The 18,386-nt window shown below is 30.7% G+C and carries 14 protein-coding genes; 10 read left to right on the top strand and 4 right to left on the bottom strand.

Annotation, left to right across the window (positions count from 1 at the left end; translation table 11 throughout):
• Positions 1 to 21 precede the first annotated feature (21 nt).
• From RHP49_07050 to RHP49_07030, 5 genes are all read left to right on the top strand, one after another.
• On the top strand, positions 22 to 1,179 hold the full coding sequence (locus RHP49_07050; GenBank protein ID WNH14006.1) for a GNAT family N-acetyltransferase: 1,158 nt from the start codon (positions 22 to 24) through the stop codon (positions 1,177 to 1,179).
• Positions 1,180 to 1,220: 41 nt separating this feature from the next.
• On the top strand, positions 1,221 to 2,879 hold the full coding sequence (locus tag RHP49_07045) for a histidine kinase (protein WNH14005.1): 1,659 nt from the start codon (positions 1,221 to 1,223) through the stop codon (positions 2,877 to 2,879).
• Complete coding sequence (locus RHP49_07040) at positions 2,872 to 3,504, top strand: response regulator transcription factor (GenBank protein WNH14004.1); 633 nt, start codon at positions 2,872 to 2,874, stop codon at positions 3,502 to 3,504. The genes RHP49_07045 and RHP49_07040 overlap by 8 nt, the downstream gene beginning before the upstream one ends.
• Before the next feature lie 102 nt (positions 3,505 to 3,606).
• Complete coding sequence (locus RHP49_07035; protein ID WNH14003.1) at positions 3,607 to 3,912, top strand: hypothetical protein; 306 nt, start codon at positions 3,607 to 3,609, stop codon at positions 3,910 to 3,912.
• An 85-nt stretch (positions 3,913 to 3,997) separates the two neighbouring features.
• Positions 3,998 to 4,588 (top strand): chemotaxis protein, encoded by a 591-nt coding sequence (locus RHP49_07030; GenBank protein ID WNH14002.1) that lies wholly within the window; start codon positions 3,998 to 4,000, stop codon positions 4,586 to 4,588.
• 2 nt (positions 4,589 to 4,590) lie between these two features.
• On the opposite strand, the gene RHP49_07025 is transcribed toward RHP49_07030, so the two are convergent.
• Positions 4,591 to 5,511: an SPFH domain-containing protein gene (locus tag RHP49_07025; GenBank protein WNH14001.1), complete on the bottom strand. Its 921-nt coding sequence runs from the start codon at positions 5,509 to 5,511 to the stop codon at positions 4,591 to 4,593.
• A 77-nt stretch (positions 5,512 to 5,588) separates the two neighbouring features.
• On the opposite strand from RHP49_07025, the gene RHP49_07020 reads away from it, so the two are divergent.
• Positions 5,589 to 6,272: a hypothetical protein gene (locus RHP49_07020; protein WNH14000.1), complete on the top strand. Its 684-nt coding sequence runs from the start codon at positions 5,589 to 5,591 to the stop codon at positions 6,270 to 6,272.
• 155 nt (positions 6,273 to 6,427) lie between these two features.
• Positions 6,428 to 7,381 carry a Fic family protein gene (locus RHP49_07015; protein WNH14391.1) on the top strand — a complete coding sequence of 318 codons (954 nt, stop codon included), beginning with the start codon at positions 6,428 to 6,430 and terminating at the stop codon, positions 7,379 to 7,381.
• Positions 7,382 to 7,642: 261 nt separating this feature from the next.
• Here RHP49_07015 and RHP49_07010 read toward each other — a convergent pair whose 3' ends face one another.
• From RHP49_07010 to gltX, 3 genes are all read right to left on the bottom strand, one after another.
• Positions 7,643 to 8,146, bottom strand: a complete 504-nt coding sequence (locus RHP49_07010; protein WNH13999.1) for a DUF4440 domain-containing protein — start codon at positions 8,144 to 8,146, stop codon at positions 7,643 to 7,645.
• A gap of 203 nt (positions 8,147 to 8,349) precedes the next feature.
• Positions 8,350 to 10,545, bottom strand: coding sequence for a response regulator (locus RHP49_07005; protein WNH13998.1), 2,196 nt, complete (start codon positions 10,543 to 10,545; stop codon positions 8,350 to 8,352).
• A 213-nt stretch (positions 10,546 to 10,758) separates the two neighbouring features.
• Positions 10,759 to 12,270: a glutamate--tRNA ligase gene (gltX, locus tag RHP49_07000; GenBank protein WNH13997.1), complete on the bottom strand. Its 1,512-nt coding sequence runs from the start codon at positions 12,268 to 12,270 to the stop codon at positions 10,759 to 10,761.
• Between the two features lie 191 nt (positions 12,271 to 12,461).
• On the opposite strand from gltX, the gene RHP49_06995 reads away from it, so the two are divergent.
• The 3 genes from RHP49_06995 (at position 12,462) to mnmG (ending at position 18,293) form a co-directional block, all read left to right on the top strand.
• Positions 12,462 to 15,887, top strand: a complete 3,426-nt coding sequence (locus RHP49_06995; protein WNH13996.1) for a DUF4175 family protein — start codon at positions 12,462 to 12,464, stop codon at positions 15,885 to 15,887.
• Positions 15,880 to 16,293, top strand: coding sequence for an rRNA maturation RNase YbeY (gene ybeY / locus RHP49_06990; GenBank protein ID WNH13995.1), 414 nt, complete (start codon positions 15,880 to 15,882; stop codon positions 16,291 to 16,293). Before RHP49_06995 ends, ybeY begins: the two co-directional genes overlap by 8 nt.
• A 128-nt stretch (positions 16,294 to 16,421) precedes the next feature.
• Entirely contained in the window at positions 16,422 to 18,293 is a 1,872-nt protein-coding gene (gene mnmG, locus RHP49_06985; protein WNH13994.1) for a tRNA uridine-5-carboxymethylaminomethyl(34) synthesis enzyme MnmG, read from the top strand.
• Positions 18,294 to 18,386 lie beyond the last annotated feature (93 nt).

Below are 18,386 nucleotides of genomic sequence, written 5' to 3'. Positions count from 1 at the left end.
CTTCGGTCTTTTTATTTTCTATTGAAAACATATTGTATTTATAATTCACATTATGAACTTCCAGAATCCTGGAAGCATATTACTGATCATGATAGTTTTTTACAACCCAATTATTTTGCTGCTTTAGAAGATGCATCTCCTAAAAATATTCAATTTTTTTATGTGGGTGTTTTTAATAACGACGTATTAGTAGGAATTGCGGTGGTACAGCGCGTGCAATTGTACTTAAAAGATATGTTTAGAAAAACAGAAGTTTCTTGTTTTAAAGAAACTTTTAAAAGTATAGTTTCTAAAATAGTAAGAGGAAATATTTTAGTGGTTGGTAATTTAATGCATACAGGGCAGCATGGTGTATTTTATCAAACGAATAACATTTCGCATATAGATTATCTAAATATTGTTTTTGAAGCTTTAAACGCTCTTAAAATTAGAATTAAAACAACTCAAAAGAAAACCATTAGAGCTATTATGCTCAAAGATTTTTTTGAAGCGGACACTATTCATAAAAGTAAAGATTTTTTTCTGTCTCATAAATTACATCATGTTTATGTTCAGCCAAATATGACGATGCGTGTAAATCCAAATTGGTTGAAAATGGAAGATTATGTGGCCAGTTTGAATAAAAAGTACAAAAACCGATATAAGCGAGCCAAAAATAAACTAGTAGCAATAACGTCTAAAGAATTAGATTTAAAAGCCATTGAAACACATTCTGAAACACTTTATCAATTGTATTTAAATGTTTCTAATAATGCTAAATTCAATACGTTTGTTTTACCTCAAAATCATTTTTATAATTTAAAACTTCAATTAAAAGAATCGTTTAAAGTTTATGGTTATTACTTAGATGACGAATTAATCGGGTTTTATACTTTGATTTTAAATGGCGATGATTTAGAAACCTATTTTTTAGGTTATGATACGATACACCAATATCCCAATCAGTTGTATTTAAATATGCTGTATGATATGGTTAAATATGCTATTGAAAACAAGTTTCCTAATATTGTATATGCACGAACTGCTATGGCAATTAAAAGCTCAGTAGGTGCAAAGCCAGAACCCATGAGCGTATATATAAAACACACTAATGGTTTTATTAACGCCATTTTAAAACAAATTTTTAAGTTGATGAACCCTAAGCAAGATTGGGAAGAACGACATCCTTTTAAAATATAATTTTATATTTAGAGTTAGAGGATAATTTATAAACACAAAAAATGAGTTTAAGAGCTTTAATATTAACTATAATAAATAGTTTAATTTTTTTAGTAATTGTTGTCCTTTCAATCACTTTTTATAATCAGTTTTCAAATGTATTGGAGGATAGAATTCTATTGCAATTGAATTCAATAAAAACACTAAAAAAGATTCAATTAGAAAATTTAATTGAAGCAGAATGGAGTAATTTTTTAGATGTTCCTTTTTCAGAATACCCTGAAGACGCTTTTAACATTAGTGAAATAGAAAATAATTTTCATATTTCCGGAATTTACGATTTAACAAAATATCATAAACAAAATAAAACGTCTATAGGCCTAGTTGTAATTGATAGTAACCAAATAAAGGTTAAGCTTATATCATATAATAAGATTATGAGTATTTTGCTTGAAAGAACAGGCATGGGAAATACTGGCGAATCTTATTTAGTTGGTGAAGATTATCATATGAGGTCTCAATCGCGCTTTTTACCAAAAGAAACACCGTTTGACATATTAGTAAAATCAGAAGGTTTAATTAAAGCATTATCTGGTAAAGAAGGTAGAGGGGTTTATAAAGACTATCGAGACATTGAAGTTTATGGGGTATACAGCCAAATTAGTATATCTAACCTTAAGTTAGCTATACTATCTGAAATTGATAAAATCGAGGTAATAGCACCATTAAAAGACCTAAAAAAGAGATTATTAGGCTTAATCTTAATAATTACATTTGTAGCCATAGTTTTATCATTATTTCTTACGAGAATAATAGCTAACCCTATTATTAACATGAAGAAAAGTTTAAAAATTATGGCAGATGGCGATTACAATCAAACTAATGAATTTGTGCTAAATTCAAATGAAATTAAAGAAATGTTTGAGGCACTTGCTAATTTAAAAAAATCGCTACAAGGTGCTGTAAAATTTTCTAATGAAATTGGAAAAATGAATTTAAATACACATTATATTCCTAAAAGTCAAAACGATTCATTAGGCAAAAGCTTAGTAAAAATGAGAGATAAACTCATAGAGTTTAGAAATAATGAAAATAAAAATCGTATTAGTACTAAACGACAATTAGTAGATGGTTTAGAGAATGAAAGACGAAGACTTTCTCGTGAACTTCATGATGGAATAGGGCCTTTATTAACATCATTAAAATTTTATATTGAAAATAAAGTTCAGAATAAAGTACAACGAGCAGAAATGAAAACAATTGTTGACGACACTATTTCTGAAATACGTTTAATGTCTAATGATTTAATGCCATCTATACTAGATGACTTTGGAATAGGAGCAGCCTTGACTAATTTTGTTGTTAGCATTAATAAGTCGTCTGGAATTACAATTGATTTTGAAGATCTTACCAAACAATCTAATAGTAAGATTACAAAATACCAAGAAATTAATATTTTTAGAATTAGTCAAGAATTAATCAATAATACATTAAAACATGCTAGCTCCAAAAATATTAAAATCACACTTTCAGAGTTTGATGATTTTATATCTCTGTTTTATTTTGATGATGGTTGTGGTTTTAATATTAAAAATATAAAACTGGGGTCTGGAATTATAAATATTAAAGAGCGTGTAGAGATTTGCAATGGAGAGATTAAAATTAACTCAATACCAGGAAGCACAAGTTTTGAAATTGAATTACCAATAGTTAATGAATAAAATTAAAATAATTATTGCCGATGATCATGAGCTGTTTCGTAATGGCTTAAAAGAATTATTAATAAAACACAAAGACATTCAAGTTGTTGATTGTGTTGGAGATGGTAAAGAATTCCTCGAAGCAATAAAAAATACTGAAGATATAGATATTGCTCTACTTGATATTACCATGCCTAATATGGATGGATTTGAAGTTTTAAATCGAATAAAGAACTTAAATTCTAATATTAAGCCTATAATAATATCAATGCATGATGATGGAATTTACATAGCTAAGTGTGCTAAAAACGGAGCTTATAGTTACTTGCTTAAAAATACAGATCAAGACGAATTAATAAAGGTTGTCCGAATAGTACATAAAGGGAAAAAGTATTTTAGTCCAAAAATCTCAGAAAAGATGATAAACTATATGTCTGAGCAAACGATAAGCCAGGACATACTTTCCAAGAAAGAAACTGAGGTTTTAGAGTTAATTTCTATGGGGCTGACTAACAAAGAAATAGCTTCAAAATTATTTGTGAGTAAAAGAACTATTGAAACGCACCGAGCTAACATCTTAAGAAAATTAGAAGTAAAAAATACCGCAGAACTTATAAAAAAAGCAACTAAAATTAAACTCATTTAAATATGAGTATCCGTATAAATACGGATATAGATTAAGTGATTTCTCTTAGCTCTTTAAGCTAGCGTATGTCGTTAATTTTGTTAAAATTATAAACATAGCAAAATGAAAAATTTAGTTTTAACGTTGTCAATAGTTTTTCTTTCCTTAAGTGCCTTTGCACAGAAACGAAGTGATTTTAAAGGGCCAGCATATAAAAACTATAAGCCATGGTTACATAAAAATGAAGTTACTTTAGTTTATACTGTATCACAAAAAACTAAATTAACAGGACCAGCATATAAAAATTATAAGCCTTGGCAGAATAAATCTGAAAAAACATATACGCCCATAAGTTTTGTTTCTAAAAGATCAAAATTAACAGGACCAGCATATAAAAATTATAAGCCATGGCGTAAAGACAATACTTAATTTTAGTTAGTTGACATGTAAATGTAAAAAGCTGTTAGCTCAATATTGGCTAACAGCTTTTTTTTATTAAACGGATTAAAAAGTTATGAAATTATTCAATAAAATTAAGTGGGTTTTAGGAATTTTGATGGTATTTATTTTAATATTAGCCACAAACTTAATTGATAGAAACAATTTTATAAGAGTTAAGGATTCTGTTGTTACAATCTATGAAGATAGACTAATAGCTAGCGATTTAGTATTTAAAATATTTAAATTAGTTAAGAAAAAGGAAGTCGCTCTCAAACTATCAGACACTGTATTTTTTAATCAGGAAAATGATAACACTAACGAGCATATTAGAGATTTCATTTTAATGTACGAACAAACAAGGCTTACACCTGAAGAATACACAATCTTTAAGTATTTTAAAAGCAATTTTAAATTGCTTAAAGATCATGAAATAACTTTTATAGCGTCAAACTTCAAAAACAAAGGCAATCAAGAGGATTTAATAATAAGTATTAATAAAAATCTTGACGATTTATCTAAAATCCAAATAACCGAAGGCAGAAGACAGATGTCAATTGGTAAAAGAGCTACTAGTGCAGTAGAATTATTAACTCAAATTGAAATCTGTCTATTAATTGTTTTGGCAATTGTTATTCAAATAATCGTGATGTATAAACCAAATTAACTCTACTCTTTTTTCTTTTTAGCTTCTTTCATCGCTTCTCCAATTTGGTTACTTGCTGTAAAACTAGCAACCATATCGTTTAGCATATTACTTCCTGCTTGTGGCGAATTAGGTAATAATATTAAGTTACTATTTGTTTCTTGTCCGATAGCTTGTAAGGTATCATAATGCTGTGTTACAACAATAAGCGCAGAAGCTTCTTGAGAGTTAATACCAACTCTATTTAACACATCAACAGATTCTTCTAAACCACGAGCAATTTCACGACGTTGGTCTGCAATACCTTGACCTTGTAAACGTTTACTTTCTGCTTCGGCTTTTGCTTTTTCAACAATTAAAATTCTGGCAGCATCACCTTCATATTGTGCTGCTGTTTTTTCTCTATCGGCAGCGTTAATACGGTTCATGGCAGCTTTTACTTGCGCATCAGGATCAATATCGGTTACTAAAGTTTTTATAATGTCGTAACCATATTCCATCATAGCATCATTTAATTCTGTTTTTACAGCAATAGCGATATCATCTTTTTTCACAAATACATCATCTAATTTCATTTTTGGTACTTCGGCACGCACCACATCAAACACATAACTCGTAATTTGATCGTGAGGATAATCTAACTTATAAAAAGCATCATATACTTTTTCGCGTATGACTTTGTATTGTACAGATACTTTTAGTTTTACAAAAACATCATCTAAAGTTTTAGTTTCAATAATAACATCTAATTGCTGAATTTTTAAACTTAGTCTGCCAGCAACTTTGTCAACTAACGGAATTTTTAGTTGTAATCCAGATTGTCTAATTATTTGAAAACGCCCAAAGCGCTCAATAATAGCTGCGGTTTGTTGTTTAACAATAAAGAATGATGAGATTAGGATAATCAATCCTAAGAAAATAATAATTGGAAAAAAGAAGTTCATAATGTCTTATTTAAAAAATGGTTATAAAAATTAAGATACTAAAATTATGTTATATTTGGTGACTTATAATGTTAACAATGAAATTTAAGCAATCTTTCCTATTAGTAGCAATTTGTATGTGTTTTGTTACAAAAAGTTTTTCACAAAGAGGAAATTATCGAATTAGTAATGGTATTGGTATTTTTGGAGGAGTTACAAAATTTGATGTTTCGACGAATAATTTTATTACTAAACAAGGTGATGGTTTTTTAGGAGGCTTGTTGGCAACCGTTGATATTCCTCACCGTTGGTATAATATGAGTTTTGGTATGCAACTTTCAGAAAGTACTATTGGTATTTTAGGCAAACCAAATAGTTCTAGTACTTCTGATGAGTTTATAGATTACAAAATGTTTGCTGCTCAAGTAGCGTTGTTAGGACATATAAAAGTGATCCCGGATCATTTTACTATTGATGTTGGCCCCATGTTACAATACAATGGTAAGTTAGAATTTAAAGAGAAAGGTAAAGAAGGCTATGTTATAAATAATTATAATAATTTAACAGCTGAAGACATTGCCGATATTTCTCAATTTAATTTAAATGGAGCCATTGGAGCCTCAGTTGGCATTAAGAATTTAAAGTTGAAAGCTCAATACATTTATGGGTTTACAAATATTTTGAAGAAACTAGAAAACCAAGAGTTAGATACAGCTGGTGGAAATTCTCGTTTTAAAGGAAACCAAACCATGTTGGTTTTGGGCGCTTTGGTTTCGTTTTAATTTTTTACATTTTTACTTCTTTTTAATGGTATTTATTAAAGCTTGTTAAGGTTTCTGCTTTAATTAATTGTTGTGCTCAATTTATTTTTTTGTTTTATATAATTGTTTACAAGTAAATGATTGTATCTTTGATAGTATCATTTGATACTATTAAAATGAAACCTCCTTACGAAATAACACATAAAATTTTAAAGTTAATAACATCTATTTCTGAAAAAATAGGTGAAGTAAATGCTAACTTTCTAAATAGACCTTCTCCTAAATTAAGAAAACAGAATAGAATTAAAACCATTCATTCTTCGTTAAAAATAGAAGGAAACACATTAACAGAAGATCAGATTACAGCACTTATAGAAAACAAAAGAGTCATTGCTCCTAAAAAAGACGTTGTTGAGGTTTTAAATGCTATTAAGATTTATGAAAATTTAGAAAAGTACCATCCAAAAAAAGAAACATCTTTTTTAAAAGCGCATCAAGATTTAATGGAAAATTTAATTGAAGATGCTGGAAAATATAGAAAACAAGGTGTTGGTATTGTAAAAGGTTCTAAAGTAGAGCATTTGGCGCCTCCATTTGAAAACGTTCCGTTTTTAATGAAAGACCTATTTAAATATTTAAAAAATGAAAATGAAATTGAGCTCATAAAAAGTTGCGTATTTCATTACGAAATGGAATTTATTCATCCTTTTTTAGATGGAAATGGTAGAATGGGGAGATTATGGCAAACATTAATTCTTATGGAAAAATATCCAGTTTTTGAATTTTTGCCTTTTGAAACCTTAATTAGTAGTAACCAAGAAGAATATTATAAAGCTTTAGCAGAAAGTGACAAATCTGGACAATCAACAACCTTTATTGAATATATGTTAGACGTTATTAACACGTCTATTAGCGAACTTTTAAATTTTAATAATAGGACATTTAATGAACAAGACAGATTGGAGTATTTCGTTTCATTAAATAAAACAGAGTTTAGCAGAAAAGACTATATGGCTGTTTTTAAAGATATTTCTTCTGCAACAGCAAGTAGAGATTTAAAGAAAGGGTTGGAATTAAATTTATTTAAGAAAATAGGCGAAAAAAATAAGACAGTTTATAGGTTTTTTTAAGAAACAAGAAAGTCAATCGTTGAGTATATATTGGTTGAAGTTCTCGTTTTAAAGGAAATCAAACCATGTTGGTTTTTGGAGCTATGGTTTCGTTTTAGTATTCTTTATTTTGAAATGTTTGTTTAATAATCTTGGCTATGAGTATTTGAGTGGGTTATCACTCAATTTTGCAAGTACACCTACTTCTGAAAACCCGTAAGGGTTTTCAGAAGTAGGTGAGAACAAGTAATTACTTATGGGTTTTATTGAGCATTCGTACTTTTATTCTGTTGACATTGGTGCGTTACTACTCCACATACCATAGGTAGAAATCCACTTTCCCTTCTTATTGCGCTCAAGTATTTCTGTGTATTTACCTACTTCAACTATTGTATCGTTATTCGCTCCGTGAAACCGCATTGTAAACGTTCCAATTTCGTATCCTAGGTTACCTTCACTTTTAGCATCAATCGTTTTTACGGTTGCATCAATAATTCCGGCATCAATAGCTCCTTGCCAATACGCTTGAATGTTAGCACGTCCTGTAACAATAGGTTCGTTTGGTGGCAGGATAGAAGCATTTTTGCTGTAAACAGCAGCTGCGGCTACAGCATCTTTTGCATTTAATGCTTTTGCAAAGTCTCGGTTCATTTGTCCAAGTTCTTCTACAGTGGCTGATTTGGGCGTTTCTTCTTTTTCAGGATTTTTGTTTTCTTGTTTACAGCTCCATGACGTAGCTATAATAACTGTAATAATAACTGTAAAGATTTTAGTTGTAGTATTCATGTTGATTAGATTATTATGATTGCCTACTCTGGTTGGTTTTCGGCTTTCCCAATTTTAACATCACAAAGATTATTTAAATGTTTGATCTAAAAATCTCGTTTATACAACTCATTTGTATGTTGTGCGCCTCATTAGTATCATAACACACCTTAATGGTCTCATTGTTAAAATTGTTTAAGATTTAGCTCGATAGTATGGGTAGCTTATTTTAAATATTCAGAAGGAGATTTTCCGAAGCGTTTTTTATATTTTTCAGAGAAGTATTGTACTTTTCTTATTCCAATGGCATAAGAGGCTGCTTTAACACTACGCACATTTTTAGTCTCAAGTAAATTTCTTGCAAAAGCATATCTGATTTCCTTTATATATTGCAAAGGAGTCATACCTGTTAGGGCTTGTACACGACGAAAAAATTGAGCACGACTTATAAATAATTCATTTGCTAGTGTGTCTACAGACAAATTGAAATTACTAATATTTGATTTTATTTTTTCTTCTAATTTGGCAAGCCATTCCTGATCGGGAATACAGAGCGTTGACTTATCAGATGAATGCGATACACTTGATATTTTAGTATTAGCCTTCAGCTTTTTAGGGCTTATGTTCTTACGCTTTTTAACATTATTCAATAAGTTATTAATACGAGCAAACAACTCTGCTTCTTCAAAGGGTTTTGTTAAATAATCATCAACGCCAATACGCAATGCCGTTAGTCGATCTTCTATTTCAGCTCTAGCAGTAAGCATTACAACAGGAATCATCCATAAGTTCTCATTGGTTTTAAGGGTTTCTAATAGTTTGAAACCATCCATTACAGGCATCATTACATCAGAAATAATTAGATCGGGTGTATCCTTTTTTACTTGCGAGATTTGATTTAGGGTTATGAGTGCTTCCTGTCCGTTTTCGGCGGTAAGCACATAAAAATCTTCAGATAATATAAATTGTAAATAAGAACGCAAACTGTAATTATCTTCAACCACTAAAATAGTAGGCTTATTACTACCTATATCTTGTTGTAGTGGATCGAGAATTTTAAGTTTGTTAATTGATATTTTGTTTGTAATGATGGGGTCAATAGTTAAACTGTCGTCTGTATAACCTATTACTTCTTTTTTAGGTAAAATCAAGGTAAAAGAGGCTCCCTTGCCTAATGTACTAATTACAGATAATTCTCCGTGCATTATTGTGGCCAATTCTTTGGCCAAAGACAAACCAATACCTGTACCTCCTTCTACTGGTAATTCTAGTTGGTTGGTTTGGTAAAACCTATCAAAAATATGAGGTAAATCATCTGGATGGATGCCATTTCCGGTATCTGTTACTTCTATTAGCCAGTCGTAAACTTTGTCTTTTATGGTTACGGTAATGGTTCCGTTTATAGGCGTGAATTTTAAGGCGTTGGATAATAAATTATTGAAAATGCGTTCGATTTTCAATTTGTCTAACATTAGGCCATGCGGCATATTTTTAGCAAACTCAAATATTAAATTGATATTTTTTTGTTTGGCATAAGATTCAAAAGTTGAAATGAGTCGCCGCATTAGTTGATACACGTCGGTAGGTTCTTCCTTAATCTTCATTTTATTAGATTCCAATTTTGTTAAGTCGAGTATTTCATTAACGAGCTCTAACAATTCATTGGTTTGTTCTTTGGCAAGAGAAATTAAGGCTTTATTTTCATCATCAAGTATTTTGCTGTTTAACGCTGTGCTAAGAGGAGAAAGAATTAGCGTAAGCGGTGTTCGTAATTCATGTGATACGTTCGCAAAAAATCGTGTTTTAGCAGCATCTAATTGAAGTAAAGCCTTTTTTTGTTCTTCTATAATCAGGTTTTTTGATTGCAATTCTTTTAAAGAGTTCTTCAAATCAAAATTAGCCTGTTCCAAAATTGTTGCCTGTTCCTCCAATTCAATGGTTCGTTGTTTTACGGCATTTTGAAGGTGCTGGTTTTCAGCCGTAATTTTTTCAATAGATATATTTTGACCTTCAGATGTTCCACTATCTGAAAATGAGCTGTGTTGATGAATAAATTTCCATCCAAGCTTCTCTTTTTTGAGTAGGGTAGTGGATCTAAATTTATTATAAAACAGCCATTTTTTATCTACAAGTGCATACGCATCGCATAATTCATAAACTATAAAAGTATCGTTCAGTAACTCAATAGAAGTATTTCTGTTTCGCATTTCAAATTTGTGAGCTACTTGGTCAATCGTTTCATATAGAAATTGAACGGCTTCTTTTTTATTAAAAAAAACCTCACGCTCTGCACTACCTATTTGCGTATATTCTTCAGACAGTAAATCAGCCATTACTGAAATGTCTCCTTTTAAATAACTGAACCAATATAAATCGTGTAGTTGTAGTATTTCTAATTTCAATTCCTCCTCTGGATTCATTTTAGAAGTTTTATTTCTTTCTTCATTTTTTTACGCTAAACGTTTTTAAGTATGAAACACAACTATAATGATAAGAAATCGTTTTAATGTTTAATATCAGACGTTTAACGAAGTTAGCTATTTTTTCTGATAAATTCAATTCAAGTTCAACAAAAAACCTCCCCATATTTCTATGGAGAGGTTTAATAATTTGTACTATAACTTTAGTTTTAATTACAGTGTTTTTACAATATTCTCAATACGCTTAACCGTTTCATTTTTTCCAATCATATACATAATATCAAACACATCAGGTCCTTGTAAAGCACCTACTAATGCTAATCGTAAAGGCATCATAACTTTACCAAAACTAATGTCGTTAGAGGTTATCCAGCCTTTAATTTCGGTTTGAAGGTTTTCTACAGTAAAATCTTCAATAGTATTTATAATAGAAATTACTTGATTCATAATAGCATCAGTACCTTCTTTAAGGGCTTTTTTAGAAGCCTTTTCATCATACGATGTTGGTGCCGTAAAAAAGAAATGACTTAAGTTCCAAAAGTCGGACACAAAAGTGGCGCGTTCTTTTATTAAGCCAACAACTAAAGCTATGTATTCAACATCAATTTCAGATAGTTCAACTTGGCTATTTTTAAAAGCTTCAGCTAAATCTTCATTATATTGCTCTTGCATATAATGGTGGTTAAACCATTTAATTTTATCGGGATCGAAACGTGCGCCAGATTTGTTTACTTTCTCTAAATCGAAGGCTTCAATAAGTTCTTCAAGATTAAAAATTTCTTGTTCTGTTCCTGGGTTCCATCCTAAAAAAGCTAAGAAATTAATCATAGCATCGGGAAAATAACCATCTTCTTTATAACCTCTAGATACTTCGTTGGTTTTAGGGTCTGTCCATTGTAACGGAAACACAGGGAAACCTAATTTATCGCCATCGCGCTTGCTTAATTTTCCTTTTCCTGTTGGTTTTAAAATAAGGGGTAAATGCGCAAATTCTGGAGCTTCCCAACCAAATGCTTTGTATAATTGGTAGTGTAATGCTAAAGACGGCAACCATTCTTCTCCACGAATAACATGTGAGATTTCCATTAAATGATCGTCTACAATATTAGCTAAATGATAGGTTGGCATACCATCACTTTTAAATAATACTTTATCATCTAAAACATTGGTATCAATTTTTATATCGCCACGAATAATATCTGTTAAATGCAAGGTTTCATCTTGCGGACTCTTAAAACGAATAACATAATCATCACCAGCGTCTAATTTAGCTTGAGTTTCTTCCGCGCTAAGAGATAAAGAATTGCTCAATTTTAAACGGTTATGCCAATTATAGATAAAGGTTTTTCCTTTAGCTTCATGGTCTTTTCTGTGAAAATCTAAAGTTTCAGCCGTATCAAAAGCATAATAGGCGTTGCCGTTTGCAATTAATTCATCAGCATATTGCTTGTATAAATGTTTACGTTCACTTTGTCTGTAAGGGCCAAATCTTTCATTTTTTCCTGGACCTTCATCAAAAGGCATGTTACACCAATTTAAAGCATCAATAATATAGTGTTCGGCACCTTCAACGTAACGATTTTGATCGGTATCTTCTATTCTTAAAATAAAAGTTCCGTTATGTTTTTTAGCGAATAAATAATTGAATAACGCTGTACGAACACCTCCTATATGAAGAGGTCCTGTTGGGCTTGGTGCAAAACGCACACGAACATTGTTGGTCATGTTTTGTAAATTTGTTGCAAAGATATGTATTAAGACAGAAGACCGAAACTAGAAGCCAGAAGTTTTTTGCTTTTTATTAAACAGAACATCTTAATTAACACTTAATTATAAATCTCGTAAAAAATAAAATTGTAGTTTAGTCTATTAAATTAGTTTTTTCACTTCCGTGAAGGCGGAAATCTACCCAAATCATGAATAATTTCGAAAATATACAAGGTAAATTAGAAGCTTTTATTAGGCGTTATTATACCAATGAATTGCTTAAAGGTGCTATTTTGTTTTTTGCCATTGGCTTATTATATTTTCTTTTTACCTTATTTATTGAGCATGTTTTATGGCTTAACACAATAGCAAGAACCATTTTATTTTGGCTATTTATTGGTGTTGAATTCGGTTTACTTGTCAAGTTTATATTTTTTCCGTTAGCCAAATTATTCAAACTTCAAAAGGGTATAAATTATAAAGACGCTTCAAAAATTATTGGTCATCATTTTCCTGAAGTAAACGATAAGTTATTAAATGTACTTCAGCTAAATGAAAATGAATCGAAATCGGAATTATTATTAGCAAGTATCGAACAGAAATCTTTAGAGCTAAATCCAATTCCTTTTAAACTAGCGATTAATTTTAAAAAGAACATTTCTTATTTTAAATACGCTATTATTCCTGTTTTAATTGTATTGATTACATTTTTAACAGGCAATTCTAATTGGTTTAGTAATAGTTATGAGCGTGTGGTGCATTATAAAACGGCTTATGAGCCACCAGCACCGTTTCAATTTTTTGTAGTGAATAATGAGTTAAATGCTATTGAAAATAAAGATTTCAAATTAATTGTTAAAGTAGTGGGTGAGGTGATGCCAGAATCTGCTCAAATAGTTTATAATAACGAAACTTATTTTTTACAACAGAAAAGGATTGGTGAATTTGAATATGTGTTTTCGCAACCTAAAACTAATATCGATTTTGAATTAACAGCTAACGATATTACTTCTAAACCTTATACATTAAGTGTTGTTGAAGTGCCTTCTTTGTTAAGTTTTGAAATGGTTTTAGACTATCCTAATTATACTAAAAAGCAAGACGAAGTTTTGAAGGGTACAGGTAATGCTGTTGTTCCTGAAGGCACGAAAATTAATTGGCAACTTAAAACAAAAGCAACCGACCATGTTAATTTATACGCCAAAGATACGATTGGTTTTAATGTTGGTATGTATGGTATTTTTGAAGCTAATAAGCAAGTTTTTAATAATTTCGATTATACATTAAGCACGAGCAACAGTAATTTAACAGACTACGAAAATTTAGATTTTAGAATTGATGTAATTAAAGATGAATATCCAGAGATTAACATCAAGGTAGAAAAGGATACTTTAGATCTACAAACCTTATATTTCTACGGACAAATAAGTGATGATTATGGTTTTAGTAACCTACAATTGGTTTATTATCCAACTGATAATGAGGCAAATAAGGTATTTAAAACCTTGGGTTATTCAAATTCTAATATTTCAGATTTTATTACAGCGTTTCCTAATAATTTAGAAATAGAAGCTGGTATTTCTTATAATGTGTACTTTCAAGTAATTGATAATGATTTAGTTAACGGGCGTAAAAGTGTAAAGAGTAATGTGTTTAATTACAGAAAACGAACCAAAGATGAAGAGGTTGAAAAGAACTTAAAGCAACAAAGCGAATCTATAAAGGATTTGAATAAGTCTTTAAAGACGTTTGAAGAGCAAGATAAAAAGCTTGATGAGTTAACAAAAACGAGTAAGGAGAAATCTACTTTAAATTTTAATGATAAAAAGAAATTAGAATCATTTTTTAAGCGTCAGAAGGAACAAGACGACATGATGAAGAGTTTCAATAAAAAACTTAAAAATAATTTAGAAGAATTTCAAAAAGAGAATCCAAAGGAAGATCTGTTTAAAGAGGATTTAAAAGAGCGATTAAAAGAGAATGAAGAAAAGCTTCAAAAAGATGAAAAGCTTTTAAAAGAAATTGAAAAACTTCATGAGAAAATAGGTAAGGAAGAATTAGTAAAGAAGTTGGATGAACTTGCTAAACAAAATAAAAATAAAAAGCGAAGTTTAGAACAGTTGTTAGAATTAACAAAACGTTTTTATGTTGAAAAGAAGTTAGAAAAGCTTAAAGATGATTTAGAGCAATTAGCTGAGGAACAAGAAAGGCTTTCAACTAAAGATGAAGAAGAAAATACAAAAGAAAAGCAAGATGAATTAAATAAAGCTTTTGAAGATTTTAAAAAGCAAATTGAAGATTTGGAAAAGGATAGTAAGGAATTAAAAAAGCCCATTGATATTCCAAGAGATAAGTTAGATGAAAAGGAAATTGATGACGATCAAAAAAAGGCTTCTGAGCAATTAGAGAAAAATGAGGAACAAAAAGATCCTCAAGATACAAATGAAAATCAACCAAATGAAGGTTTAAAGAACGCACAAAAAAGTCAGAAGAAGGCGGCTCAAAAAATGAAAAATATGAGTGCGAAAATGTCTAATGCAATGCAAGCTGGTGGAGGTGAACAAATGCAAGAAGATATGGAAATGTTGCGTCAGGTGTTAGATAATTTGGTGCTTTTTTCTTTTGATCAAGAAGCGCTTATGAATCAGTTTAAATCTGTTGATGCTAACCACAATAAATTTTCAACTTATTTAATAAAACAAAATGAGTTAAAAGAGCATTTTGAACATGTTGATGATAGTTTATTTGCTTTGTCTTTAAGGCAGTCTAAAATCTCTGAAAAAGTGAATAATGAAATCACAGAGGTTTTTTATAATATAGATAAATCATTAAATCTACTAGCCGAAAATCAATTATATCAAGGTGTTTCCAGTCAGCAATTTGTAATTACAGCGGCTAATAATTTAGCAGACTATTTAAGCGATGTTTTAGATAATATGCAAGAAAGTATGAGCATGTCTGCAGGTCAAGGAGGCGAAGGTGATATGCAACTTCCAGATATTATTATGAGTCAGGAACAGCTTAATGAAATGATGAAGGATGGCATGAAAAAAGGAGAACAAGGAAAACCTGATAAAGGAAAAGGAAACAAAGAAGGAGAAGGTGATAAGGAGGGTGTTAAGGGTAAAGATGGTAAACAAGGAAAGAAACAAGGTGAAGGAGAAAATGGTGAAAGCTCTGGCGGAGAAGGCGAAGGTTCTAATGAAGATATGAATGGCGAACTGTTTAAAATTTATCAACAGCAACAAGAATTAAGAAACGCTTTAGAAAAGAGGCTTGCAAAGGATGCAAAAGAAGGAAGGGGTAATTCTGGCAATGGAAAATCTTTATTAGCAAAAATGGAAGAGGTAGAACTCGATTTATTAAACAAAGGTTTTACTAATGAAACGCTTCAAAAAATGATGGATTTAAAACATCAATTGTTAAAAATGGATAACGCTGCTTTTGAACAAGGCGAAGATAATAAACGTGAATCTGAAACAAATAAAAGTGAATTTGATAACAACTTAAATAATCAAATTCCAACTGCTAAACAATATTTTCAAACCACTGAAATATTGAATAGACAAACATTACCTTTGCAGCAAGTTTACAAGAAGAAAGTACAAGAATATTTTAAGCAATCAAATGATTAGTTTTAATTACGAAACAGATTTTAAATTAGACGACGAGACTGTTATTTCTAAATGGATTTCAGATACAATCTCATTAGAATCATATAAGCTAGAAGAAATCAATTATGTTTTTTGTGATGATGAATACCTTCATAAATTAAATGTAGAATTCTTAAATCACGATACATTAACAGATATTATTAGCTTTGATTACTCCATGGGAAAATTAATACAAGGTGATATTTATATTTCGGTTGAAAGAGTAGCTGATAATGCTAGAGATTTTGATGTGTCTTTTGTAGAAGAATTACATCGTGTTATTATTCATGGCGTACTTCATTATTGTGGATATAAAGACAAAACTGATGACGATGCTAAAATCATGCGTGAAAAAGAAAACCACTACTTAGGTCAATTAGATCAGTAATCAAGAAACAACGTATATTTGCAAACTGAAATTATAAATGTGTTCCACGTGGAACATGTTAAGTTGGAATTAAATTTTCACGTTGAGCACAGTCGAAACGTCTTTAATAAATATTAAATAATATAGTTATGTTTAACGAGGTTTATGATGTTATAGTTGTTGGAGCAGGACATGCAGGAAGTGAAGCTGCTGCTGCTGCTGCTAATATGGGAAGTAAAACATTACTTGTTACCATGAGTTTACAAAACATTGCGCAAATGTCTTGTAATCCTGCTATGGGCGGAATTGCTAAAGGACAAATTGTAAGAGAGATTGATGCGCTTGGAGGTTATAGTGGTATTGTTTCTGACACGTCTGCTATTCAGTTTAAAATGCTTAATAAATCTAAAGGACCAGCTATGTGGAGTCCGAGAGTGCAGAGTGATAGAATGCGTTTTGCTGAAGATTGGCGATTACTTTTAGAAGGAACGCCTAATCTTGATTTCTATCAAGAAATGGTATCTGGTTTATTAGTTGAAAATCATAAGGTAGTTGGTGTGAAAACGTCTTTAGGAATTAAGATTAGATCAAAGTCTGTTGTGCTTACAAACGGTACTTTTTTAAATGGATTAATTCATATAGGCGACAAGAATTTTGGTGGAGGTAGAGCAGGTGAAAAAGCGGCTACTGGAATTACAGAACAACTTGTTGATTTAGGTTTTGAATCTGGTAGAATGAAAACGGGAACACCCCCAAGAGTGGATGGACGTTCTTTAGATTATTCTAAAATGGTTGAACAGCCTGGGGATGAAAATCCTGAAAAATTCTCTTATTTAGATATTACAAAACCATTAGAAAATCAGCGTTCTTGTCATATGACTTATACGAGTCTTGAGGTGCATGACTTGCTTCGAGAAGGGTTTGATAGGTCGCCTATGTTTAATGGTAGAATTAAAAGTTTAGGCCCGCGTTATTGTCCTTCTATTGAGGATAAAATAAATAGGTTTGCAGATAAGGATAGGCATCAATTATTCATTGAACCAGAAGGTTGGAAAACCTGTGAAGTTTATGTGAATGGTTTTTCAACATCGTTACCAGAAGATGTTCAGTTTAAAGCCTTGCGTTCTGTCGTTGGTTTTGAAAACGTAAAATTCTTTAGACCTGGTTATGCTATAGAGTATGATTATTTTCCGCCAACACAATTAAAGCATACTTTAGAAACCAAGTTAGTTGAAGGTTTATATTTTGCCGGACAAATTAATGGGACTACAGGTTATGAAGAAGCAGCTTCTCAAGGTTTGATGGCAGGTATAAATGCAAGTTTGAAAACTCAAGAAAAGGAGGCTTTTACTTTACGAAGGGACGAAGCTTATATTGGAGTGTTGATTGATGATTTAATTACTAAAGGGACTGAAGAGCCATATAGAATGTTTACATCAAGGGCGGAATACAGAACCTTATTACGCCAAGATAATGCTGATTTAAGATTAACACCCAAAGGTTTTAGTATAGGTTTGGCAAGTGAAAAACGTTTAAGACGTATGGAGCAAAAACATAATGAAGCTGAAAAGTTTGTTAAGTTTTTTAGTGATACGAGTGTTAAACCAGAAGAAGCAAATCCTGTTTTAGAATCTAAAGGATCGGCATTAGTTAAACAGTCTGATAAGATGTTTAAAATATTTTCTAGACCTAATATCACAATTGATGATATTAGAAAATTTGAAGCAGTTGAACAATATATTCAAGATAATAATTTAGATAACGAAGTTATTGAGCAGGCGGAAATTCAAGTTAAATATTCTGGATATATAGCTAAAGAAAAAAATAACGCCGACAAATTAAGTAGATTAGAATATGTGAAAATTCCAGAGAATTTCGATTATTCACAAATTAAATCTATGAGTTTTGAAGCGCGTGAAAAACTTAAAAAAATACAACCAACAACCGTATCACAAGCATCAAGAATTAGTGGTGTTTCGCCAAATGATATTTCTGTATTATTGGTTTATATGGGAAGATAAATTTCTTGATAAAGAGGTTTTATTTATAAACGTTCCACGTGGAACATAAAATAATTTAGATAAAACGTTGTCATTCTTGCGTAGGCAGGAATC

It is taken from the genome of Flavobacteriaceae bacterium HL-DH10 (genome assembly GCA_031826515.1).
In the GTDB taxonomy this organism is placed as follows: Bacteria; Bacteroidota; Bacteroidia; order Flavobacteriales; family Flavobacteriaceae; genus Thalassobellus; species Thalassobellus suaedae.
Note: the sequence above shows the minus strand (reverse complement) of the source record. Positions and strands in the feature narration are given on the sequence as shown.

Coding starts and splice junctions, on each gene's coding strand:
- RHP49_07045 (WNH14005.1), top strand. CDS start 1,221: ATGAGTTTAAGAGCTTTAATATTAACTATAATAAATAGTTTAATTTTT.
- RHP49_07040 (WNH14004.1), top strand. CDS start 2,872: ATGAATAAAATTAAAATAATTATTGCCGATGATCATGAGCTGTTTCGT.
- RHP49_07035 (WNH14003.1), top strand. CDS start 3,607: ATGAAAAATTTAGTTTTAACGTTGTCAATAGTTTTTCTTTCCTTAAGT.
- RHP49_07030 (WNH14002.1), top strand. CDS start 3,998: ATGAAATTATTCAATAAAATTAAGTGGGTTTTAGGAATTTTGATGGTA.
- RHP49_07025 (WNH14001.1), bottom strand. CDS start 5,511: ATGAACTTCTTTTTTCCAATTATTATTTTCTTAGGATTGATTATCCTA.
- RHP49_07020 (WNH14000.1), top strand. CDS start 5,589: ATGAAATTTAAGCAATCTTTCCTATTAGTAGCAATTTGTATGTGTTTT.
- RHP49_07015 (WNH14391.1), top strand. CDS start 6,428: ATGAAACCTCCTTACGAAATAACACATAAAATTTTAAAGTTAATAACA.
- RHP49_07010 (WNH13999.1), bottom strand. CDS start 8,146: ATGAATACTACAACTAAAATCTTTACAGTTATTATTACAGTTATTATA.
- RHP49_07005 (WNH13998.1), bottom strand. CDS start 10,545: ATGAATCCAGAGGAGGAATTGAAATTAGAAATACTACAACTACACGAT.
- gltX (WNH13997.1), bottom strand. CDS start 12,270: ATGACCAACAATGTTCGTGTGCGTTTTGCACCAAGCCCAACAGGACCT.
- RHP49_06995 (WNH13996.1), top strand. CDS start 12,462: ATGAATAATTTCGAAAATATACAAGGTAAATTAGAAGCTTTTATTAGG.
- ybeY (WNH13995.1), top strand. CDS start 15,880: ATGATTAGTTTTAATTACGAAACAGATTTTAAATTAGACGACGAGACT.
- mnmG (WNH13994.1), top strand. CDS start 16,422: ATGTTTAACGAGGTTTATGATGTTATAGTTGTTGGAGCAGGACATGCA.